The sequence below is a fragment of the Kribbella sp. NPDC020701 genome, from assembly GCF_055562215.1.
The window spans coordinates 255,549-277,483 of sequence record NZ_JBVHFT010000006.1 but is presented as its reverse complement, the minus strand read 5'-3'; the positions used below and the strand labels follow the sequence as shown (position 1 = coordinate 277,483).

General features: G+C 68.9%; 21 protein-coding genes. 18 read left to right on the top strand and 3 right to left on the bottom strand.

The features are described from left to right. Window positions 1–116: 116 nt before the first annotated feature. The 8 genes from ACZ3HV_RS16905 to ACZ3HV_RS16870 all read left to right on the top strand — a co-directional run bounded on the left by ACZ3HV_RS16905 (window position 117) and on the right by ACZ3HV_RS16870 (window position 7,119). A complete protein-coding gene (locus ACZ3HV_RS16905; protein WP_465685234.1) occupies window positions 117–1,139 on the top strand; it encodes a Gfo/Idh/MocA family protein in 1,023 nt (340 codons plus the stop codon). Further along, window positions 1,136–2,179, top strand: coding sequence for a Gfo/Idh/MocA family protein (locus ACZ3HV_RS16900; protein ID WP_465685232.1), 1,044 nt, complete (start codon window positions 1,136–1,138; stop codon window positions 2,177–2,179). The genes ACZ3HV_RS16905 and ACZ3HV_RS16900 overlap by 4 nt, the downstream gene beginning before the upstream one ends. Window positions 2,180–2,251: 72 nt before the next feature. Further along, the gene (locus ACZ3HV_RS16895; protein ID WP_465685230.1) at window positions 2,252–2,719 is read left to right on the top strand and encodes an amidohydrolase family protein; all 468 of its coding nucleotides are present in this window, start codon (window positions 2,252–2,254) and stop codon (window positions 2,717–2,719) included. Next, window positions 2,709–3,434: a 4-carboxy-4-hydroxy-2-oxoadipate aldolase/oxaloacetate decarboxylase gene (locus tag ACZ3HV_RS16890; protein WP_465685228.1), complete on the top strand. Its 726-nt coding sequence runs from the start codon at window positions 2,709–2,711 to the stop codon at window positions 3,432–3,434. The genes ACZ3HV_RS16895 and ACZ3HV_RS16890 overlap by 11 nt, the downstream gene beginning before the upstream one ends. Before the next feature lie 40 nt (window positions 3,435–3,474). Next, window positions 3,475–4,254 (top strand): enoyl-CoA hydratase/isomerase family protein, encoded by a 780-nt coding sequence (locus tag ACZ3HV_RS16885; protein ID WP_465685226.1) that lies wholly within the window; start codon window positions 3,475–3,477, stop codon window positions 4,252–4,254. After that, the gene (locus ACZ3HV_RS16880) at window positions 4,254–5,201 is read left to right on the top strand and encodes a class I SAM-dependent methyltransferase (protein WP_465685224.1); all 948 of its coding nucleotides are present in this window, start codon (window positions 4,254–4,256) and stop codon (window positions 5,199–5,201) included. The genes ACZ3HV_RS16885 and ACZ3HV_RS16880 overlap by 1 nt, the downstream gene beginning before the upstream one ends. A 9-nt stretch (window positions 5,202–5,210) precedes the next feature. After that, complete coding sequence (locus ACZ3HV_RS16875) at window positions 5,211–6,086, top strand: acyltransferase (RefSeq protein WP_465685222.1); 876 nt, start codon at window positions 5,211–5,213, stop codon at window positions 6,084–6,086. Continuing rightward, the gene (locus ACZ3HV_RS16870; RefSeq protein ID WP_465685220.1) at window positions 6,079–7,119 is read left to right on the top strand and encodes a hypothetical protein; all 1,041 of its coding nucleotides are present in this window, start codon (window positions 6,079–6,081) and stop codon (window positions 7,117–7,119) included. The genes ACZ3HV_RS16875 and ACZ3HV_RS16870 overlap by 8 nt, the downstream gene beginning before the upstream one ends. Here ACZ3HV_RS16870 and ACZ3HV_RS16865 read toward each other — a convergent pair. Continuing rightward, on the bottom strand, window positions 7,094–7,846 hold the full coding sequence (locus ACZ3HV_RS16865; RefSeq protein WP_465685218.1) for a class I SAM-dependent methyltransferase: 753 nt from the start codon (window positions 7,844–7,846) through the stop codon (window positions 7,094–7,096). The genes ACZ3HV_RS16870 and ACZ3HV_RS16865 overlap by 26 nt on opposite strands. Before the next feature lie 129 nt (window positions 7,847–7,975). Between ACZ3HV_RS16865 and ACZ3HV_RS16860 the strand changes: the two genes are divergently transcribed. The 4 genes from ACZ3HV_RS16860 (at window position 7,976) to ACZ3HV_RS16845 (ending at window position 11,494) form a co-directional block, all read left to right on the top strand. Then, a complete protein-coding gene (locus tag ACZ3HV_RS16860; RefSeq protein ID WP_465685216.1) occupies window positions 7,976–8,782 on the top strand; it encodes an electron transfer flavoprotein subunit beta/FixA family protein in 807 nt (268 codons plus the stop codon). A gap of 14 nt (window positions 8,783–8,796) precedes the next feature. After that, a complete protein-coding gene (locus ACZ3HV_RS16855) occupies window positions 8,797–9,756 on the top strand; it encodes an electron transfer flavoprotein subunit alpha/FixB family protein (protein WP_465685214.1) in 960 nt (319 codons plus the stop codon). A gap of 248 nt (window positions 9,757–10,004) precedes the next feature. Beyond that, entirely contained in the window at window positions 10,005–10,814 is an 810-nt protein-coding gene (locus tag ACZ3HV_RS16850) for an NAD-dependent epimerase/dehydratase family protein (RefSeq protein ID WP_465685212.1), read from the top strand. Further along, window positions 10,814–11,494 carry a nucleotidyltransferase domain-containing protein gene (locus tag ACZ3HV_RS16845; protein WP_465685210.1) on the top strand — a complete coding sequence of 227 codons (681 nt, stop codon included), beginning with the start codon at window positions 10,814–10,816 and terminating at the stop codon, window positions 11,492–11,494. Before ACZ3HV_RS16850 ends, ACZ3HV_RS16845 begins: the two co-directional genes overlap by 1 nt. Here the strand turns inward: ACZ3HV_RS16845 and ACZ3HV_RS16840 are convergent. Continuing rightward, on the bottom strand, window positions 11,449–11,928 hold the full coding sequence (locus ACZ3HV_RS16840; protein WP_465685208.1) for a pyridoxamine 5'-phosphate oxidase family protein: 480 nt from the start codon (window positions 11,926–11,928) through the stop codon (window positions 11,449–11,451). The genes ACZ3HV_RS16845 and ACZ3HV_RS16840 overlap by 46 nt on opposite strands. An 80-nt stretch (window positions 11,929–12,008) precedes the next feature. On the opposite strand from ACZ3HV_RS16840, the gene ACZ3HV_RS16835 reads away from it, so the two are divergent. From ACZ3HV_RS16835 to ligA, 5 genes are all read left to right on the top strand, one after another. Then, window positions 12,009–14,627 (top strand): ATP-binding protein, encoded by a 2,619-nt coding sequence (locus tag ACZ3HV_RS16835; protein WP_465685206.1) that lies wholly within the window; start codon window positions 12,009–12,011, stop codon window positions 14,625–14,627. Between the two features lie 48 nt (window positions 14,628–14,675). Continuing rightward, window positions 14,676–15,878 (top strand): cysteine desulfurase family protein, encoded by a 1,203-nt coding sequence (locus tag ACZ3HV_RS16830; protein WP_465685205.1) that lies wholly within the window; start codon window positions 14,676–14,678, stop codon window positions 15,876–15,878. Continuing rightward, window positions 15,878–16,969, top strand: coding sequence for a tRNA 2-thiouridine(34) synthase MnmA (mnmA, locus tag ACZ3HV_RS16825; protein WP_465685203.1), 1,092 nt, complete (start codon window positions 15,878–15,880; stop codon window positions 16,967–16,969). The genes ACZ3HV_RS16830 and mnmA overlap by 1 nt, the downstream gene beginning before the upstream one ends. A 118-nt stretch (window positions 16,970–17,087) precedes the next feature. After that, entirely contained in the window at window positions 17,088–18,065 is a 978-nt protein-coding gene (locus tag ACZ3HV_RS16820) for a uroporphyrinogen decarboxylase/cobalamine-independent methonine synthase family protein (RefSeq protein ID WP_465685201.1), read from the top strand. A 72-nt stretch (window positions 18,066–18,137) separates the two neighbouring features. Then, complete coding sequence (ligA, locus tag ACZ3HV_RS16815) at window positions 18,138–20,267, top strand: NAD-dependent DNA ligase LigA (protein ID WP_465685199.1); 2,130 nt, start codon at window positions 18,138–18,140, stop codon at window positions 20,265–20,267. A gap of 87 nt (window positions 20,268–20,354) precedes the next feature. On the opposite strand, the gene ACZ3HV_RS16810 is transcribed toward ligA, so the two are convergent. After that, a complete protein-coding gene (locus tag ACZ3HV_RS16810; RefSeq protein ID WP_465685197.1) occupies window positions 20,355–20,996 on the bottom strand; it encodes a hypothetical protein in 642 nt (213 codons plus the stop codon). Between ACZ3HV_RS16810 and ACZ3HV_RS16805 the strand changes: the two genes are divergently transcribed. Further along, window positions 20,949–21,911, top strand: a complete 963-nt coding sequence (locus ACZ3HV_RS16805) for a hypothetical protein (protein ID WP_465685195.1) — start codon at window positions 20,949–20,951, stop codon at window positions 21,909–21,911. The genes ACZ3HV_RS16810 and ACZ3HV_RS16805 overlap by 48 nt on opposite strands. Window positions 21,912–21,935 lie beyond the last annotated feature (24 nt).

Genomic DNA, 21,935 nt, shown 5'->3' with positions numbered 1-21,935 from the left:
TCGATAACGAAGGTGGTTATGTTCATGAGACGGTAGTTGCGAACGCCTGTGCGCAGTGATACGCAAGGACCGTTACTAATTTTCCGGACTTCGGCAGACGCCGAGTAGGGGATCACATGTCGGAACAGTTGGCCGGTCTGACCGTCGGTCTGATCGGCGCGGGCAACATCGCCCACGTCCACGTCGCCGCGTGGAAGGCACTCGGAGCGCGGGTGCTGGTGCACTCGCTGGAGGGTGCGGACGAGCTCGCTGAGCAGTACGGGCTGGAGGTCATGGCGTCACTCGAGGGCTGCCTTGCCGAGGCCGAGTTCGTCGACATCGTCACGCCGTCGCCGACGCACAAGGAGATCGCGCTGGCCGCGATCAAGGCGGGCAAGAACGTGATCTGCGAGAAGCCGCTGACGTTGACGGCGGCCGACTCGCACGAGGTCATCGACGCCGCGCAGGCCGCCGGCGTCCGGCTCTACCCGGCCCACGTGGTCCGGTACTTCCCGGCGTACAAGGCGGCGTACGACGCGATCCAGGCGGGGCGGATCGGCGACGTGGCGGTGGCGCGGTTCTTCCGGCAGGCGTCGTCGCCGGCCGGTGCCGGGTGGTACCGCGATGTGGCCCACTCCGGCGGCGTGATCATGGACCTGATGGTCCACGACCTCGACCAGGCCCGGTGGCTGTGTGGCGAGGTCACCAGCGTGTACGCCGTACAGAACCCGCCGACCGTGGACGGCATCAGCCCGGTCAACGTGGCGGCGCACGTGACGCTCACCCATGACACCGGGGCGATCAGCCACTGCCGTGCGACGTGGGGTGCGACGGGAACGACGTTCCAGTCCGGGTTCCAGGTGGCGGGGTCGACCGGCGTACTGAAGTACACGTCCAACAGTGACCTGGGCTTCGCTGAGGAGCTGCAGGACGGAGGGGCCGGCGGCGACCTGCTGATCCCGGAGTCGACGCTGGGGGAGAGTCCTTACCTGACGCAGCTTCGTGAGCTGGCGATCGGCCTGCGTGGTGGACCGGAGCCGCGGGTGCTCGGTCTGGACGGCGCGACCGCCGTCTATCTGGCCGAAGCTGCGCGCGCCTCGATGGAGTCCGGCCGCGCTGTCGACATGAAGACGTTCGTCCAGACGGGAGCCGTGGCATGAGCCTGAAGGTTGCGATCGCTTCGTTCGCTCACACTCACGCGGCGGGTTACGCCTACCTGCTCGGCTCGATGCCGGACGTCGAGGTGCTGTCCGCCGATCCCGACGGTGCGTCCGCGCCCGACTCCGGTCCGCGGGGTGCTGCCTTTGCCGAGCAGATCGGCATCCCGTACGTCGACTCGTACGACGAACTGTTCGCCTGGGGACCGGATGCCGTCGTCGTGACGTCGGAGAACGCCGGCCACCGCGCACTGGTCGAGCGTGCGGCCTCAGTCGGTGCGCACGTGCTGTGCGAGAAGCCGCTGGCGACAGAGGTCGAGGACGGCGAGGCCATGCTGGCTGCCTGTGAGGCCGCCGGATCGATCCTGATGATCGCGTATCCGGTTCGCTTCGCGCCGTCGTACCTGCGGCTGCGTGCCATGGTCGAGTCCGGCCGCCTCGGCGACGTGTTCGCCGTACTGGGGACGAACAACGGGAAGATCCCGTACGACCAGCGGCAGTGGTTCACGGACCCGAAGCAGGCCGGTGGGGGAGCGCTCGTCGACCACACCGTGCACTGTGCCGACCTGATCGACGGTCTGACCGGCGGTGCGTCGGCGATGCGCGTGTATGCCGCGGCCAACCACGTGCTGCACCAGGACAAGGGTGTCGCCGTGGAGACCGGTGGGCTGGTGACGGTCACCTACGACAACGGGCTCCTGGCAACCATCGACTGCTCGTGGAGCGTTCCGGACAACGGTCCGACCTGGGGTGGCGTCTCGCTGCAGGTCACCGGGACCAACGGGTCGGTGGAGATCGAGCCGTTCCTGCCGCACGTGGGCGGCACGGATGCGTCCGGTGAGGTCTTCTTGGGGATCGGCGGCAACCTGGACGAGTCGCTGCTCGCCACATTCCTGGCCGCGGTCCGGGAGTCCGGCCCGGCAAAGGCCGGTACGACGCCCGCCGTCGTACCGCAGCCGGATGGTGGAGTCGGCCTGCGCACACTGCGCATCGTCGACGCCGCCCGCCGGTCCGCAGTCTCGGGTCAGCCCGTAGAAATCTGATCAGCGTGCCGGTCGCCCCAGTGGCGACCGGCACCGCTTCAGCCTCGGTGCGACGCGAGCATCAGGTGGTCGATGACGTCGCTCAGGTGCTCGGTCATCGCCGCGCTCGCCGCCTCTGTGGTCGAGCTGTGCTCGTCCGCGGTCTTCACCGACTTCCCGACGCTGCGGCTGATCGTGCCGCACGGAGGCGGTGGCATCCCGTTCCACTTCAACCGCAGCCGCGCGCTGCACGTGGCGGAGTCGCTGCCGCCCTTCGAGCAGGCGGTCCGCAACCTGTACTTCGACACCGCCGTATACGACGCCGACTCGCTGGCGATGCTGATCCGCAAGATCGGCCCGGACAACGTGCTGTTCGGCTCGGAGATGTTCGGTACGGCGAAGACGCGCGACGCGGCCACCGGCCGGTTCTTCGACGACATCCTCGGCGACCTCGACGGACTGGGCCTCGACCAGTCCGATCTGACCAAGATCCTGTCCGGCAACGCATTGCGCCTGTTCCCCCGGGCCGCGGCGCATCTGGGAGCAGCCCATGTCCAGTAGCCCCACCGTCGTACGCCGGATCACCCGGCCGGATCCCGAGCTCGTCAAGGCGGCAGCGCAGTACGGAGTCGCCACACTGCACGAGGCGAACCGCCGGCGCGGACTCATGCTGGACATCCACCCCGTCGTACCGGGGACTCGCGTATGCGGTCCTGCGGTGACTTCTCTCAACCACGCCGGCGACAACCTGATGCTGCACGCGGCCGTGGAGGTGTGTGAGCCCGGCGACGTGCTGATCGTTGCCACACTGAGTCCGTCCACGCATGGGATGTTCGGGGAGTTGCTGGCGACGCAGTGCCGGGCGCAGGGGATCGCAGGCGTCGTACTGGACGCCGGTGTGCGCGACCGGCGGGAGCTGCAGGAGATGGAGTTCCCGGTGTGGTCGCGGGCGGTGAGTGCCGCGGGCACGGTGAAGGCGACGCCGGGCTGGGTCAACGTCCCGGTGGGCTGCGGGAGCGCGACCGTGAACCCGGGTGACCTGGTGATCGCCGACGACGACGGAGCGATGGTGATTCCCCGCTCCGAGGTCGCCGCGGCGGTCGAGGCCGCGCGGGTCCGGGAGGACCGCGAGGCGGCGAACCGGGCCCGCTTCCAGGCGGGGCGAGCTGAGCCTGGACGTCAACAACCTGCGGCCGTTGCTGGAGCGGCTCGGAGTGACCTACACCGACGCCTGCTGAGCCGGATCCTCCACACGTCCGGTACCGTGCCGATCTGATGTGACCCACGGGTAGTCCCGACGAGTGGAGGAGCCAGGCATGGGCGAGTTCGTGAACCTCACCGTGAGTGACGGTGTCGGCACGATTCGGCTGGATCGGCCGAAGATGAACGCCCTGAACGTTCAGGTGCAGGAGGAGATCCGGGCCGCCGCCCTCGAGGCGACCGCGTCGGACGAGGTCCGTGCGGTGGTGATCTACGGCGGCGAGAAGGTGTTCGCGGCCGGTGCGGACATCAAGGAGATGGCCGACATGTCGTACGCCGACATGGTCAAGCGCTCCGGCCCGCTGCAGTCCTCCCTGTCCGCGGTCGCCGCGATCCCGAAGCCGACCGTTGCCGCCATCACCGGGTACGCGCTCGGCGGTGGCTGCGAGCTGGCCCTGTGCGCCGACTACCGGATCGCCGCCGAGGACGCCAAGCTCGGCCAGCCGGAGATCCTGCTCGGCATCATCCCGGGCGCCGGCGGCACGCAGCGGCTGTCCCGGCTCGTCGGGGCGTCCAAGGCCAAGGACCTGATCTACACCGGCCGCTTCGTCGATGCCGCCGAGTCGCTCGCGATCGGTCTGGTCGACAAGGTCGTACCGGCCGCCGACGTCTACTCGGCGGCAGTTGCGTGGGCCTCGCAGTTCTCCCGCGGTGCCGCGCTGGCGCTGCGCGCCGCCAAGGAGGCGATCGACTCCGGGCTGGGCGTGGATCTGCAGACCGGCCTGGAGATCGAGCGGCAGCAGTTCGCCGCGCTGTTCGCGACCGAGGACCGTGCGATCGGGATGAAGTCCTTCGTCGAGAGCGGCCCGGGCAAGGCCGAGTTCAAGGGAATTTGATGACCACCTCCGCTGAGAAGCCGGCAGCCACCGCCGAAGAGGTCGAGGCAGCCTGGAACGACAACAAGCTCGCCCAGGTCCTCTACCACGACTGGGAGGCCTCGACGTACGACGAGAAGTGGTCGATCTCGTACGACGAACGCTGCGTCACCTACGCCCGCGACCGCTTCACCGCGATCGCCGGGTCGACGGGCCGGCCCTACGGCAAGTCGCTGGAGATCGGCGCCGGCACCGGTTTCTTCACGTTGAACCTCAAGCTGGCCGGAGTGCTCGACGAGGCGCATGTCACCGACCTCTCGCCCGGCATGGTCGAGGCGGCGAAGAAGAACGCCGCCACGCTCGGCTTCGCGGTCGAGGGCCGGGTCGCGGACGCGGAGAAGCTGCCGTACGACGACGACACCTTCGACCTCGTCATCGGGCACGCCGTGATCCACCACATCCCGGACGTCGAGCTCGCCTTCCGCGAGATGCTCCGCGTCCTCAAGCCGGGCGGCCGGTTCGTGATCTGCGGCGAACCCACGCGGTACGGCGACTACGTGGCGCGACGGTTGTCCCGGTTCACCTGGTGGGCGACGACGAAGGTGACCAAGCTGCCGGCGTTGACCGAGTGGCGTCGTTCGCAGGAGGAGCTGGACGAGTCCTCCCGGGCGGCGGCTCTGGAAGCGGTGGTCGACCTGCACACGTTCGACCCGGACACGCTGGCCCGGATGGCCGGTCGCGCGGGGGCGGTCGACGTACGGACTGTCACCGAGGAGCTGTTGGCGGCGTGGGTCGGGTGGCCGATCCGGACGTTCGAGGCCGCCGTACCGGAGCAGAAGCTCGGGTTCGGGTGGCGGATGTTCGCGTACAAGTCGTGGTTGCAGCTGTCGAAGGTGGACAAGGTGCTGTCGGCCGTCGTACCTGATGAGCTGTACTACAACGTCTCGATCACGGGTGTCGCGCAGTAGGGTGTTCTGATGCGGTTACTGACCGCGGCGAATCTGGGCTGGGTGGTGCGCCATCGAGCGTGGACGCCGTACTACCTCAAGCGTTACTGGCGATTCGCCTGGTTCAAGCTGCGCCACCCCCACGTGATCACCGAGGGATTCGTTTTCCTGGGCAAGCACCTGGAGATCGTGGCGCGGCCCGGTCACGGCCGGATCGTGCTCGGCAAGTGGGTTCATCTCGGTGACGAGACCCGCCTGCGCGCGCACGAGGGGACGCTGCGGATCGGCGACAAGGTGGTGTTCGCCCGCAGTGTCACGGTGAACTGCTACCTGGACATCGAGATCGGTGCGTCCACGCTGATCGCGGACTGGACCTACATCTGCGACTTCGACCACAAGACCGAGGACCTCGAGCTGCCGATCAAGGACCAGGGCCTGGTGAAGTCGCCGGTCCGGATCGGGCCGGACTGCTGGCTGGCCACGAAGGTGACCGTGACGCGCGGCGCCGACATCGGCCGGGGCGTGGTGATCGGCGCCAACAGCGTTGCCCGTGGCAACATTCCGGCGTACGCGATCGCCGCCGGGGTGCCGGCCGTGGTCGTTGGCGACCGCACTACCCGGTACGCGGCCGGTGCCACCCGGCGCGCCTACCTGGCCGGCCTGGCCGAGGCCAACGACCGCACCACTGCCCGCCTGCACGCCGGCGAGCCGGCTCCCGAGAAGGCGACGACCCCCGAGCGGAGCGTCGTACCGGAGGAAGCCGGGAGTGATGAGGTAGAAGCAGATGGTGAAAATGAGAACGATGAGGGGTTCTCAAGTTACTCACCAGTCGGGCACTATGGCCCGCACGACCGGTTGGACGCCCACGACCGGCTGACCGTCGGAGAGGAGACGCAGCGTGGCTGACCAGACCGGTCCCGACCGGTCCCTGCTCGACCAGGCCGCGGCCGACGGTTCGATCACGCAGGCGAAGGCCCGCGCGGTCGGCCCGGCTCCGATCGTGTCGGAGCCGGGGAGCGCTACGTTGGAACCAGTGCATCAAACGAATGATCCGGATGTGGGCGTGAATCGTAGGTTGGACCCAGAGGTGCAGGCAGTGGACGGCAGGACAGCGGCACCGGCCCCGATCCCGGGCGCCCGGCGCAGGTTGTCGCCGCGCCCGGTCCCGGTCAGCCGGCGGAGGAGACCGCCGGCTCCGGCCCCGGTGACGGACGAGGAACCGACCCCGGCTGAGGAGATGGACGACGTGGGTACGCAGGACGAGAAGGCGACGGCCGCCGAAGCCGACCAGGCCGGCGGGGCCCCGGAGGCCGGCGCGGAGACGCCGGCCACTGTGGGGACGGCGACTGCGACGAAGACCGCGCGGCCGAAGACGGCGGCGGAGATCGTCGCGGAACAGCGGGCCCGGGAGAAGGCTGCGGCCGAGACCCCGGCCGGTAGCGGTGCGGCCGGCTCGGAGGTTGCCGCACCAGGCACCGCGCAGGATGCCGCTGCCGCGACGGGCGCCGCGAAGGGTGCTGTGGGCAAGGATCCGGCGGCGACGCCGGCGGTGACCGCGGGGATCCGGACCGGTGCCGCGGGCAACAAACCTGCGAAGGGCGCGGCTGCCGCGGGCTCGGGCAAGGGCAAGCAGGCGCTGACCTCGGTGGGTTCGGGTGTGCGGAAGGTGCGCAACCTGATCGCCTCGCTGATCTGGCTGATCGCGGTGCTGGCGGCCGCCGTACTGGCGCTCGGCGCGCTGTTCACCGCGCTCGACCAGACCAACCAGAGCAACGAGATCGTGCGCTGGATCCTGGAGCGCGGGCACGACCTGGTCGGGCCGTTCAAGGACCTGTTCCGGCTCGAGACCGCGAAGAACACCCTGCTGGTGAACTGGGGGATCGCGGCGCTGGTCTACCTGATCGCCGGCAAGATCATCGAGCGCTTCGTGCGTCCTTAGGTCTCGCGACGAGGATGAGGTCGAGAGATTCGTCCAGATCACCACGGTCTGGACGAATCTCGAAATCGGCGTACGTCGTGCTTCGTACGAGACCGGCCAGGTTCTCGTCCCACTCGTCGTGCTCGGCCGCCAGCTGAGCAGTCACGGCCGAGCCGTACTGCGCCTCCCAAGTCCGCAGGCGCTTGCCGTGGTGAAGACCGAGCGCGTGCGTGATGTCGAACGCCGGTTCGACCAACTCGACGAACTCGGAGGCGGTCAGTTCGCGGGTGTGGTACCAGTTCCCGCTCGGGAAGGTCGGTCGGTTCGGCGTACTCAGGATCAGCGTGCCGTGCCGTCGGAGGATGCGCGCGCACTCGAAGACGAACCTGGGCTGCTCCCAGAGATGCTCGATCGTCTGCAGCGAGGTGACGACGTCGAAGGTGTGATCGGCGAAGCCGGTCTGGACGAGATTGCCCCGCACCAGATTGATCTGTGGATAAGCCCGGCTGACGTGGCGCAACGTCGTATCTTCATAGTCGAGACCGGTCACGGAGTCCGCCCCCGCCAGGCGGATCAGCTCCGCGCCGTAGCCCTCGCCGCAGCCGGCGTCGAGGACCCGGCCGGTCCGCATGATCGCCAGATTCGCCGTGATCCAGCGATAGGCGGCGTCGTGGCGCGCGAACCAGTAGTTCTCGTGCCAGATCCCAGGCGCCGTTCTCTCCCCGGTAAGCGGTAACGTCTCGGTCACCTGAGTCAGCCTAGTGCTGCCTCGTGCTCGGCCGGACTGTGATGGGACTCGCACGTGGCTTATGTTTCCCGTGAGTAACATCCGTGGCAGGCTGGGAGAGACCGTTAACCAGAAGGGGTCCTACACGCTATGAAGATCGTCGTCTGCGCGAAATTCGTGCCGGATGCCACCGCGGACCGTCGCTTCCGCTCGGAGGACAACACGGTGGACCGTGCCGGTGTCGACGGGCTGCTGTCCGAGCTGGACGAGTACGCCGTCGAGACCGCTCTGACCGTCAAAGAGCGGGACGGTGACCCTGCTGACACTGTGGTGACCGTCTTGACCGTGGGTCCGGAGCAGGCTGCGGATGCGGTGAAGAAGGGTCTGCAGATGGGTGCCGACGCCGGTGTCCACGTTCTCGACGACGCGATTCATGGTTCGGACGCGGTCGCGACCTCGCTGATCCTGTCGAAGGCGCTGGCGCGGTTGGAAGCGGATCTGGTCGTGTTCGGGATGGGTTCGACCGACGGCGGGATGGGGGTCGTGCCGGCGATGGTGTCGGAGCGGCTCGGCCTGCCGGCCGTGACGCTCGGCTCGGAGGTGACCGTCGACGGGCAGACCGTCCGGATCCGCCGCGACGGCGACACCGCGAGCGAGACGATCGAGGGCACGCTGCCGCTGGTGCTGTCGGTGTCCGACCAGGCCAACGAGCCGCGGTACCCGTCGTTCAAGGGGATCATGGCGGCCAAGAAGAAGCCGGTCGAGACCTGGTCGCTGGCCGACCTGGAGCTGTCCGCCGACCAGGTGGGTGGCGCGAGCGCGTGGACCGAGGTGGTCGAGGTGACCGCCCGTCCGCCGCGCAGCGCCGGCACGATCGTCACCGACAGTGATTCTGACCCCGCCGGTAGCGGTGCTCATCAACTTGTCGAGTTCCTGTCCACCAACAAGTTCCTCTGAGGGGCGATCAGTTCATGTCGAACGTTCTGGTTCTCGTTGACCACACCGGCGGCACGGTCCGCAAGACCACCGCGGAGCTCCTCACCATCGCGCGCCGGCTCGGCGAGCCGGTCGCCGTCTACATCGGCGACGGCGTGCAGGACGCGCTCCCGGCGCTGGGTCAGTACGGCGCTACCAAGGTGATCGCGCTGACCAACCCGGACCTGGCGCAGTACCTGGTGGCTCCGAAGGCCGAGGCGCTGCAGCAGGTCGCGGCGAAGATCGAGCCGTCCGCGATCCTGATCTCGTCGAACGCCGAGGGCAAGGAGATCGCCGCCCGGCTGGCGGTCAAGCTCGACTCCGGCCTGATCACCGACGCCGTCGACGTCCTGGCTGATGACGGCAGCAGCCCGGTCACGACTCAATCCGTGTTCGCGGGCAACTTCACCGTCCAGGCCAAGGTCACTCACGGCACGCCGATCATCACCGTCAAGCCGAACGCCGCCACCCCCGAGGCCGCCGAGACGTCGCCTGAGGTGGAGGAGTTCGACGTGTCGATCTCCGACGCCGCGAAGACCGCCCGCATCACGGACTCCAAGCCGCGCGAGGCCACCGGCCGCCCGGAGCTCACCGAGGCCGCGATCATCGTCTCCGGCGGCCGTGGCACCGGCGGCGATTTCGGCCCGATCGAAGCCTTCGCCGACTCCCTCGGCGCAGCCGTCGGCGCCTCCCGCGCCGCCGTCGACTCGGGTTGGTACCCGCACGCCTACCAGGTAGGCCAGACCGGCAAGACCGTCTCCCCGCAGCTCTACGTCGCGGCCGGCATCTCCGGCGCCATCCAGCACCGAGCCGGCATGCAAACCTCGAAGACCATCGTCGCCATCAACAAGGACGAAGAAGCCCCCATCTTCGAACTGGTCGACTTCGGCGTAGTAGGAGACCTCCACAAGGTCCTCCCCACCGCCACCCAAGACGTAACCAACCGCAAGTCCTAACCCACCCGCCCGAACCCTGGGCATCCCGACAAACCAGATGGGGTTCCAACAACCCGGCTCACCCCGGTCCCGCCCGGCTCGGCACCCCTCCCGAGCCGGGCGTTCCCATCCCATCGCCCCACCCATTACCCACCAGCCGCCCAGCACTCCACCTCCGACGAGCCCACCTCCGGAGCCGAGCTCGCAGGACCACGGTGGAATCGCTCACCCTGGCTGGGGAGAGCTGATTTCGTGGCTAGCATCGGCGGGTGCGGATCTGGGTTAGTGGGGCCAAGGGGAAGTTGGGGAGTGAGGTCTGTCGGCAGTTGCGGGCCGAGGGGCATGCGGTGGTTGAGGCTGATGTGGTGGGGGCGGGGGGTGTTGATGTGAGGGATCGCGGGGCGGTCGCGCGGTCGCTTGAGGGGGTGGATGCGGTCGTGCATTGTGCTGGGATCGCTAGTCCGGAGAATATCGAGCCGGTGCGGCTGCTCGAGGCGAATGCGATCACGACGTTCAATGCGCTGGAAGAGGCGTGGGCGCAGGGCATCCGGACTGCTGTGCTTGCGTCCAGCGGGTCGATCTACGGGACCGCGTGGTCGCCGGAGGAGATCGGCGTATCGGACGTGCCGATCGATGAAGAGACCGCGTTGCGGTACGTCGATCCGTACGCGCTGACGAAGGACATCCTCGAGCGCATGGGACAGATGTACGCGCGTCGCGGCATGCAGGTCACCGCGCTGCGCTTCCACTGGATCCTCGCCCCCGACGAAGTACGCCAGTACATCGCCGAGGCCGCACCCGAGGACAACCGCCGCAACCTCTGGGGGTACGTCGACCTCGCCGAAGCCGCCCGCGCGTGCGTCCTGTCGCTCAACCCCAGACCAGCCGCCGAACGCTACGAGGCACTCGTCATCGCGGCCGAAGACACCGGGATGCACCAGCCGACCACCGACCTCCTGGCCCGCTACTCACCCGACACGGTGGTCCACGGCGACCTGCCAGGTACGACGTCGCTCTTCGACTCCAGCCGTGCTGCCGAGGTGATCGGCTGGACCCACCACAGCAGTTGGAGGGACTGATGGACGGGTATCCGGAGGGGCTGAACCCGGAAGATCTCAAGTTCCAGCGCTTGTTCGGACCGTGGAAGGTGTCCACTCCGGGGGACGCTCGCCAACTGATGGACGGGTACGACGGCGACTGGTGGATCAATGGCGGGTGGGCGATCGAAGCGTTCACCGGCGTACGCCGGGAGCACGAAGACGTCGACGTATCCCTCTGGCGCCGCGACATCGAGAAGCTGCGGCTCCACCTCAAGGACCGCTACGACCTGTGGTCCAACGCAGGCGGCCGACTGCAACCGCTGACCGACGAACGTCCGGAGCAGCCGGAAGACGCCCCGCAGATCTGGCTGCGCCGGCATGCGCTGGCCCCGTGGGAGTTCGACCTCCAACCCAACCCCGACCGCGACGGCCGCTGGATCTTCCGCCGCGATCTCACCCTCGACTTCGCCCTCGAAGACATCACCTGGGTCGCGGACGGCATCCGCTACCTCAATCCGGAACCTCGCCTACAAGGCGGGGCAGACGCGCCCGAAGGACGAGCGCGACCTCGCCGCCGCACTCCCACTTCTCACCCCGGATCGCCGTACCTGGCTCGCCGACATGATCGAGCGCCTACACCCCAACCACTCGTGGACCGAGCGAGTCCGCAACCTCAGCTAGCCCAGACCGGGCGGCGGGAGTCGATCCCCGTGCCGTAGTCGGGGTCGCTGCCGCGGACGAGGAGCCAGTGGGCGGTGGCGTGGGCTCGGTAGAGGCGGAGGTCGGCGGGGGAGCGGAGTTCGTCGACGCCGTACGCGCGGAGCTCTGGGTAGCGGGAGGTGTAGAGGGTGGCGCAGGCTTCGACTTCCTCGTCGGGGACCAGCGAGGCCCTGGCTCGGAAGTAGACGGCTGAGGCGCCGCCGATGCGGACGCTCGAGTCGAAGATCGCGATGCTCACGTCCGGGGTCGTCGCGATGTTCTTCGAATGCAGGGCTTCCGGCGACGACGCCCAGTAGAAGTCGGCGTGGCCGTCCGGGGTGAAGTAGACCGGAGTGACCCACGGGAGGCCGTCGGCGTCGACCGTACCCAAGGTCATGTACTTGTTGGCTTCGATGACCGCGGCTGCGCGCTGGTCGAGGATCTCCTGTGTCATCACACCACAGTGCGGTCCGGCGGTACGGAAAGTCTTCCGTGGCCGCCACTGAAGCACCACTGAAACGGCATGATGGGCGGATGGCTGGTCCGAAGGAGGTGTCCGCGCGGGAGGCCGAGGTCCTGGCCGCACTGGCCGGCGACCGGTCCAACGCGCAGATCGCTCGGCAGTTGCACATCAGCATCCGCACGGTCGAGAGCCATGTCTCCGCACTACTGCGCAAGTACGGCGTCGCAGACCGCCACGAACTGACCAAACTGGCCGGAGTCACCACCACACAGGGGTTCAGCACACCAACCGGCCCCAACACGAGCTTCGTCGGCCGCGAGCAGGACCGCAGCGAACTGCTCGCAGCACTGACAAGCAACCGCCTGGTGAGCCTGCTCGGCCCCGGTGGCGTCGGCAAGACCCGGCTGGCACTGCGCGTCGCGGCAGAGGTCGGAGACAACTACCCGTACGGCGGCGCCGTCGTCGACCTGGCTCCAGTACGAGCTGGGTTCGTCGTGGCCGCGGTCGCCGAAGCACTCCAGGTGCGAGAGCAGCCGCCCCAGACCGTCGTCGACGCCGTGCTCGAACGCCTCAAGCGGGGCCGGACTCTGCTCGTGCTGGACAACTGCGAGCACGTAGTGGAGGACGTGGGCAGCCTGGTCGCCCGGATCCTCACCAACGCGCCAGAGACCGCCGTACTCGCGACCAGCCGCGAACGGCTCGGTGTGCCGGGCGAGCGTCCGCTGCAGCTCGGCCCGCTTCCGCTGGGCGCTGAGGCAGAGCAGCTGTTCCGTGACCGCGCCGCACTGGTCGCACCGGAGTTGGCTGACGACGGGCTCCTCGCGGAGAAGGTGTGTGCCGAGCTGGACGGCGTACCGCTGGCGATCGAGCTGGCGGCCGCGCGAGCAGGCTCGCTGGGACCGGACGGCTTGCTGGCGGCGCTCGATGACCGCCTGCGGTTGCTGGCCGGCGGGCGAGGGCCGAACGAACGGCATCACTCGCTGGCACAGGTGATCGGCTGGAGCTACGACCTGCTGGACGACGACGAGCGCACGCTGTTCCGGCGGCTCGGAGTGTTCGTCGGTGGGTTCGACCTGAGTGCTGCGACCGGTGTGACGCCCGGCAGTACGACGGCCGAGCTGAGCGACCTCCTGGGTCGACTGACCGACAAGAGCCTGCTGCACCGAAGCCACGAGGCCGGTACGAGCAGGTGGCGCATGCTGGAGACGGTCCGTGTCTTCGCACTGGACGCGCTCGACCGATCCGGTGAGTACGACGAGGTCGCGGTACTGCATCTGGCCTGGGCCGACAGCACGGCTGCGGACCTGGAGGCCCGGCTGGAAGACGGTGATGACTGGCAGTCCGAGTTCGACCGGGTCACATCGGACCTGCGTGCTGCCATCAGCCGCCCGAGCCCCGACGTACGCCGGTTGGCGCGCAGAGTGGCTCATCTGACGTTCGCCCGGAAGCGGTTCGTCGAAGCGCACGACCACTACCTCACCGCCGCAGCACACGCAGCCGATGCTGCCGAGCTGTATGACGATCTGCGCGACGCATCCGACGCGGCCCTGGTCGTTGCGGACGGCACGGAGTCCTACCACCTCATGTTGCGTGCGGCGGACCGTGCCGCGGCGGAGAACAACCATGAGCTCCAGCAGGAGGCCCAGGCCCAGGCGGTCATGATCCTGAACCGCTACGAGGTCGAACCACCCCTGCCGGCTGACCGCGGAGCCAGCCTGCTCGCGGCGGACGCCGACACGGTGTCGGTTCGCATCGGCCGAGCCTGGGCTCACCGTGGTGAGATCCAGCCCGCTGAGGACGCCGTCACAGCGGCACGGCAGTCTGGGGATCCGCTCGCCACCATGAACGCGCTGGATGCGTACAGCACCGCCGTCGCCGGTGTGCTGCGCTTCCACGACGCCCGCCGGGCAGCCGAGGAGCGGATGGCTCTGGCAGCCGAGCTGCCCGAGCACGACCCCCGGGCGGTCGCGGAGATCGTCGATGCCTTCCACGTCGCCTCCACCACAGCCGTTGCCGTCGGTGAGCTGACCGAGGCGGTCCGCCTGGCCCGGCTCACCGACGACCCGACGCACGGCCATCCGTTCATCACCGCTCCGCGGAAGGTGCGCGCCTTCGCCCTCAGCGGACTGCTCGACGAGGCAGTGCGGGCGGCGGACGTGATGTGGACCGGCTGGCGTGCGGCCGGCTGCCCACCGCACGCCTGGATGGCCTCGGCCGCGTCCACCGCCGCCCTGGCCCACGGACTGCTCGGCACCGGCCAGGAAGCGGTCTGGCAGGCTCGCGCCCTCGAGATCTCCCGTGTGGACGATGCGGCGGACGCTCCGTGGCTGGCGTCGGCCGCTGCCTTCGTCGACGCCCGCCTGACCCTCCACGGCCTCGAGTCGGGCACTGCCACGGCAACCGTGGCACAGGCAGTCGAACGGGCTTTCGCGGAGTTCCCCGAGCCATGGTGGGTCCCGTACGCGCGCGCCGCCGGGGCCGAGTTGGCGGTCGTGGCCGGCTTTCACGACGCCGAGCAGTACGTCGAACGCGCGGTGACGGAGAACGCCTGGTCGGACGCCGTACTGCTGCGAGCCAGGGGGCGCCTGAACCGGGACGAGGGTCTGCTGACGAAGGCGGCGGCCCGGTTCGAGCGGATCGGGGCCGCTTTCGAGCACGCTCGTACGCTCAGGCTGCTGTCCGGCCGCTGAGCCTCGATGCGCGGGAACAAGGGCGGCGGACATACCCTTGAAACCGTTATGACTCCTTCCGAGCGCCGCACGGTGTATCTGGACCACGCGGCGACGACTCCTATGCTCCCGGCTGCGATCGAGGCGATGACCTATCACCTCGCGCGAACCGGCAATGCGTCGTCCCTGCACGGCTCCGGCCGGTGCGCCCGGCGGACGGTGGAGGAATCGCGCGAGACCATCGCTGCGGCGCTCGGGGCGCAGCCGAGTGAGATCGTCTTCACCTCCGGCGGCACCGAGGCGGACAACCTCGCACTGAAGGGCCTGTGGTGGGCACGCCTGGCCGAGAACCCGCGCCGGCGCCGGATCCTGCTGAGCGGCATCGAGCACCACGCCGTCCTCGACCCGGCCGTCTGGCTGGCCCAGCACGAGGGCGCGGAGATCGAGTGGCTGCCGGTCGACGAGCTCGGGCGGGTGCGGCCGGACGACGTACGCCGGGCTGTCGAAAGCGATCCCGAGTCCGTGTCGTTCGTCACGTTGATGATGGCGAACAACGAGGTGGGCACGCTCCAGCCGGTGCGTGAGATCGCGGCGATCGCCCAGGAGTACGACGTACCCGTACACACCGACGCCGTCCAGGCGATCGGGCAGGTGCCGGTGGACTTCGCGGAGCTGGGGGTGGACGCGATGACCGTGTCCGCGCACAAGCTCGGTGGTCCGTACGGAATCGGTGCGCTGGTCGTCCACAAGGAGACGAAGCTGACGCCGATCCTGCATGGTGGTGGGCAGGAGCGCGACGTCCGGTCCGGCACACTGGACGCGCCCGCGACCGCTGGATTCGCGGTCGCCGCTGAGCACGCGATCAAGCATCAGGCCGACGAGGCGCGGCGGTTGACCGAGCTGCGGGACGCCCTGATCGCCGGTGTGGTCGGCACGGTCGAGGGCGCCGAACTGTCGGGTGACCCGGTGGGCCGCTTGCCCGGTAACGCACACTTGTCCTTCAGCGGCTGCGAGGGCGACTCGCTCCTGCTGTTGCTCGACGCACGCGGGATCGAGGTCTCCACCGGGTCCGCGTGCAACGCCGGGGTCGCCGAGCCCAGCCATGTGCTGCTGGCCATGGGGTACGACGACCAGCGGGCGCGCGGGTCGCTCCGATTCACCCTCGGACACACCAGCACCCGCGCCGACGTCGACGCCGTACTGGACAACATCGGACCGGTGGTGGAGCGGGCGAAGTCCGCCGGTCTGCAGAACGTGGGAAGGAACAACTGATGCGGGTACTCGCAGCCATGTCCGGCGGGGTCGACTCCGCCGTCGCGGCGGCGCGGATGGCCGAAGCCGGGCACGACGTGGTCGGAGTGCACCTGGCGCTGAGCCGCAACCCGCAGTCGTATCGCAGTGGCGCGCGCGGCTGCTGCACGATCGAGGACTCCCGCGACGCCCGCCGGGCCGCGGATGTGATCGGCATCCCGTTCTACATCTGGGACCTGGCCGAGCGGTTCCACGCCGACGTGGTCGAGGACTTCGTCAGCGAGTACGCCGCCGGCCGTACGCCGAACCCGTGCCTGCGGTGCAACGAGAAGGTGAAGTTCAGCGCCGTACTGGAGCGGGCTCTCGCGCTCGACTTCGACGCGGTCGCGACCGGGCACTATGCGCGGATCGTGGACACGCCTTCCGGCCGGGAGCTGCACCGGGCTGTCGATCCGGCCAAGGACCAGTCGTACGTGCTCGGGGTGCTCACGCAGGCACAGTTGAAGCACGCGTTCTTCCCGCTCGGCGACACGGTGAAGACCGAGGTGCGCGAAGAGGCCGAGCGGCGCGGGCTCTCGGTGGCGGCCAAGCCGGACAGTCACGACATCTGCTTCATTGCCGACGGCAACACCCCGGGCTTCCTGAGCGAGCAGCTCGGTGAGGCTCCGGGGGACATCGTCGATGCGCAGGGCAACAAGCTGGGCGAGCACAAGGGCACGCACGGGTTCACCGTCGGTCAGCGCAAAGGCCTGCGGATCGGTACGCCGGCCGCCGACGGCAAGCCGCGGTTCGTGCTGGACATCAGCCCGGTCGACCGCACGGTGACTGTGGGATCGCGCGACGAGCTGGCGGTCTCGCGGCTGACCGCGTCGAAGCCGCGCTGGTGCGGTCCGGCGCCGACGTCGGAGCTGCAGGTGAAGGCCCAGCTGCGCGCGCACGGCGACGAGGTCGCGGTCACCGCGCGCATCGAGGGCGACCTCGTCTCGGTCGACTTCGACGAGCCGACGTCCGCGGTCGCGCCCGGTCAGGCCGTGGTGCTGTACGACGGAACCCGCGTGATCGGATCGGCAACGATCGACACGGTCGCGCGTGTCGCGGCACAACACGCATGACAGTGCTTTTGGCCGGGCCTTCGGCGCCGGCGGGGTCATGGGGCCTCGGCTCCCGGCCTTCCCTCGTCGCTCCGGTCGCTTCGCTCCCTGCGCTCCTCAGTCCAGGCCGGGAGGCCCCATGACCACGACCGGTCTCGGTTCGCTGCCGGGTGATGACATCCGTGAGTGGACGAAGGTTCTGCTCGAGGCGGTTGACATTCCGTTCCTGGCTGAGCTGCCGGCGCGTCCGTACGGCGACATGCTCAGCCGGGCGATTGCCGTACTCGCCGAGCTGGCCGCGGACCTACAGCCGGCCGGTTGGCGGTTGACCGGGGGGAGTGATCCGCGGGCGAGTCTGGATCAGCGGCGGGCGCGGTCGTTGCTCGCTGAGGACCTGGATGTGCTCGAGGAGTTGGCGGACGGGTACGCCGGGCCGCTGAAGGTGCAGTTGACCGGTCCGTGGACTCTTGCGTCGACTGTTGAGCTGCCGCGCGGTGACAAGGTGCTTGCGGACCATGGTGCGCGGCGGGACCTGGCTGAGGCGCTGGCGTTGGGGCTGGGCGAGCATGTGGCCGAGGTACGACGGCGGGTGCCCGGGGCGGAGCTCGTCGTACAGATCGATGAGCCGGGGCTGCCTGCTGTGCTGGCTGGGGCCGTGCCGACCGCATCCGGTTGGGGCAAACACCGGTCCGTGGACGGTCCGGGTGCGGTGGAGCTCCTGAGTCTGGTGACGACTGCGGCACCCACAGTGATCCACTGCTGCGCCGCGCGGCCGCCCATCGAGGTCTTCACCAAGTCCGGCGCCACCGGGGTGGCCGTCGACGTCTCCCTGCTGGGCACCGCCGCCTGGGACCAGATCGCCATCGCCGCCGAGGCCGGTACGACGCTCTACGCCGGCGTGGTCCCCACCACTGGCGCCATCCCCAACCCCGAACAGGCAGCAGGTCCCTTGATCCGCCGCTGGCGCGAACTCGGCCTCGACCCGGAGCTGTTGAAACAGGTAGTCATCACCCCCGCCTGCGGGCTCGCCGCCTCCCCGTCACCCTCCGACGCCAGAGCCCGCCTGGACCTCCTCCGCCGAGTAGTAGACGCCGTAGGCGAAGCCGCCGACGCCTGACCCAGCCCACCACCCCCCGAGGGCGGCGTCTTTCTGCGCTGAAACGTCGGTGGTCGGCTGTAAATTCACCTCATGAGCACCGAGATTCCGGAGACGACTGCTGCTGATCAGCCTGCCGCGCCGCCTGAGGTGCGTGAGCGGCATGCCGCCTTGAGCAAGGAGATCGAGGACCACCGGGTGCGGTACTACCTTGCCTCCTCGATCATCTCGGACGCGGATTTCGACGCGCTGATGCACGAGCTGCAGGCGATCGAGGAGCAGTACAACGAGCTCCGTACGCCGGACTCGCCGACGCAGAAGGTCGGCATCCCGATCTCCACCCTGTTCACCCCGGTGCAGCACCCGATGCGGATGGAGAGCCTCGGCAACGCGTTCTCCGCCGAGCAGATGGAGGCTTGGGCCAAGCGACTGGAGCGCGAGGTCACCCTCCAGCAGATCCACGACAGCGGCTTCCTGTGCGAGCTGAAGGTCGACGGACTCGCGCTCGACCTGGTCTACCAAGACGGCAAGCTGGTCAGCGGCGCCACCCGCGGCGACGGCCGTACCGGCGAGGACGTGACGCCCAACGTCCGCACGATCAAGAGCATCCCGAACGAGCTGGACGGCAAGGACCACCCGTCCTTCCTGGAGGTCCGCGGCGAGGTCTACTTCCGCGTCGAGGACTTCGAGGAGCTGAACGCGCAGCTGGTCGAGGCGGGCAAGGACCCGTTCTCCAACCCGCGCAACAGCGCCGCCGGATCGCTGCGGCAGAAGGACCCCCGGGTGTCCGCGACCCGCCCGCTGCGCTTCGTAGTCCACGGCCTGGGCCGCGTTGACGGCTTCCACATCGGCCGCTTGTCCGAGGCGTACGACCAGCTGAAGGCTTGGGGACTGCCGACCAGCGACCGCGCCCGCAAGGTCGAGACGCTCGACCAGGTCAACGAGTTCATCGCGTACTACGGCGAGAACCGGCACTCCGTCGACCACGAGATCGACGGTGTCGTGGTGAAGGTGGACGAGGTCGACCTGCAACGCGCGCTCGGGTCGACCTCGAGCGCACCACGCTGGGCGATCGCGTACAAGTACCCGCCGGAAGAGGTCACCACCAAGCTCCTCGACATCGAGGTGAACGTCGGCCGCACCGGCCGCGTCACGCCGTACGGACGGATGGAGCCGGTCCGGGTGGCCGGGTCGACGGTCGAGTTCGCGACCCTGCACAACGCGTCGGAGGTGAAGCGCAAGGGCGTGTGGATCGGCGACACCGTGGTCCTGCGCAAGGCCGGTGACGTGATTCCGGAGATCCTCGGCCCGGTGATCGACCTGCGGCCGGACGACGCCCACGAGTTCGTGATGCCGACCAAATGTCCCTCCTGCGGGACGACGCTGCGCCCGATGAAGGAAGGCGACGTCGACATCCGCTGCCCGAACACGAAGTCCTGCCCGGCGCAGCTGCGGGAGCGGTTGTTCCATCTGGCGGGGCGGTCGGCGTTCGACATCGAGGCGCTCGGATTCAAGGGCGCCGACGCGCTGATCGTCGACGGGCTGATCACGGACGAGGGCGACCTGTTCGGGCTGACCGAGGAGGCCCTGGCCCGGAGTTCGTTCTTCACCACCAAGGCCGGATCGCTGTCTGCGAACGCGCTGCGCCTGCTGACGAACCTGGAGCAAGCCAAGACCCAGCCGCTGTCGCGCGGCCTGGTCGCGCTGTCCATCCGGCACGTCGGCCCGACCGCCGCGCAGGCGCTGGCAGCGGTGTACGACGACATCGAGCAGATCCGCGCGGCGAGCGAGGAGGAGCTCTCGGAGATCGAGGGCGTCGGCCCGACCATCGCGCACGCCGTGATCGAGTGGTTCGAGATCGACTGGCACCAGGCGATCGTCGACAAGTGGAAGGCGGCCGGCGTCCAGCTCCGCGAGGAGCGCACCGGACCGATCGTGCCGCAGACCCTGAGCGGCCTGTCGATCGTCGTGACCGGGACGGTCGAAGGCTTCAGCCGCGACGAGGCCACCGAGGCGATCGTGTCGCGTGGTGGCAAGGCGGCGTCCTCGGTCTCGAAGAAGACTTCCTTCGTCGTCGTGGGCGACTCGCCGGGATCGAAGTACGACAAAGCAGTCCAGCTGGGCGTGCCGATCCTGGACGGGGCCGGCTTCCAGGTGCTGCTCGACCAGGGCGCCGACGCCGCGTCCGAGGTCGCCACCAGGCCGGAGCCCGGAGACGCGTAGCTCCCGCGTCGGGTGATCGCCGCCACGTCGTCGTACGGCGTGGATCCGAAGGCTGTGCTGAGCCGTCGGACTGTTAACTTTGCACGTCTACATGTGGGTCAAGAAGGAGCGAATATGACGACGCCGCCGCAAGGACCGTGGGGTCCTGGGCAGCCGGGGGGCCAGCCAGGCGGGCAGCAGGGGGGACAGGGAGGACAAGGCGGCTGGGGCCAGCAGCCTCCTCCGGGCCAGGGTGGTGGAGGCTGGGGTCAGCACCCACAGCAGCCGCCGCAGCAAGGCCGGCCTCCGCACGGTCAGCCTCCTCAGCAGGGTCAGCCCCCTCAGCAGGGCCGGCCGCAGGGGCAGCCGCCTCAGCAGGGCGGTTGGGGACAGCCGCCGGCGCGGCCGCAGCAGGGCCGGCCGCCGCAGACCGGCCCCGGCCTGCAGGACCGACCGGGTCAGCCTCAGGGCCAGCCGGGGCAGGGCCAGCCTGCTCAGGGCGGTTGGGGTCAGCGCACTGCGCAGCAGCAAGGCGGCCCGTACCAGCAGCAGTCGTGGGGCCAGCAGGGTCAGCAGCCAGGTGGCTGGCACCAGCAGCAAGGACAGCCTGGTCAGCCCCAGTGGCAGCAGGGTGGTCCTGGCGGCTCCAAGGGTCCCGGCGGCATCAGCAAGGAGAAGCTGCCGCTGGTCATCGGCGGCGGTGTGGTCGGCATCATCCTGATCGGCCTGCTCGTGTTCCTCGGCATCCACGCCTTCGGCGGTGACGACGAGCCCGAGTCGAATCCGACCACCTCCCAGCAGCCGACCGGCAACCCGAGCAACGGCGGGGACAACAACAACGGCGAGCTCGGCAACGCGACCGGTCAGGCGAAGACCGCCACCGAGAAGCTGCAGGGCATCGGGTACGGCTGCAGCGACCTGTTCAACACCGCTCAAGGCGCGCACCGCGGCTGCTTCAAGTACGAAGGTGCCACCGAGGCCGAGGCGGTCTTCCAGTTCCAGGCCGACGGCACGATCATCGGTGTCCAGCTGACCTCGCAGAACGAGGACAACGTCAACAACGCCGCGGTCACCTTCGACGCGGAGCTGCAGGCGCTCGGCAACGACACCTTCGGCGGCGACCAGGTCAAGCAGATCCAGACCGCGGTCAAGAACGGGCAGAAGTCGCAGAAGGTCGGCAGCACCTGGGGCGAGTTCCAGCTGCGCAACGACGGCGACACCCTGGAGCTGTCCGGCGGCAAGTCCGGAATGGACTCGCTCGACCTGCCGAGGAAGACCTTCGACACGACCGAGCCGCAGATGGTCACCAGGCTGAAGGCCAAGCAGTACGTCTGCACGAGCTCCTGCAGCAAGCAGGTCGGCAAGTACGGCTCGCAGCGGGTGTACTTCTACGCCAGCGAGGGCGAGGGCATCAAGCAGATCGAGATGAGCGCCTCGGGTGACCCGGCGGACGTGAAGAAGGCCCTTCCGGCCGCGGTGAACGACGCGTTCGGCGCACTCACGGGCGGGGATATCGCGGCGCTGAAGTCGTACATCCAGGCGCACAGTGACGGGAAGTCGTACGCTTCCTATGTGGCCGGATGGCGGGTCGAGATCACCGGCAACGCCACGGACGGGTACTCCTCGCAGCGGATCAACATCTCCTACGAGACGTTCTTCGTCTGAGTCGAGTCGAGGTCAGGAGACCGG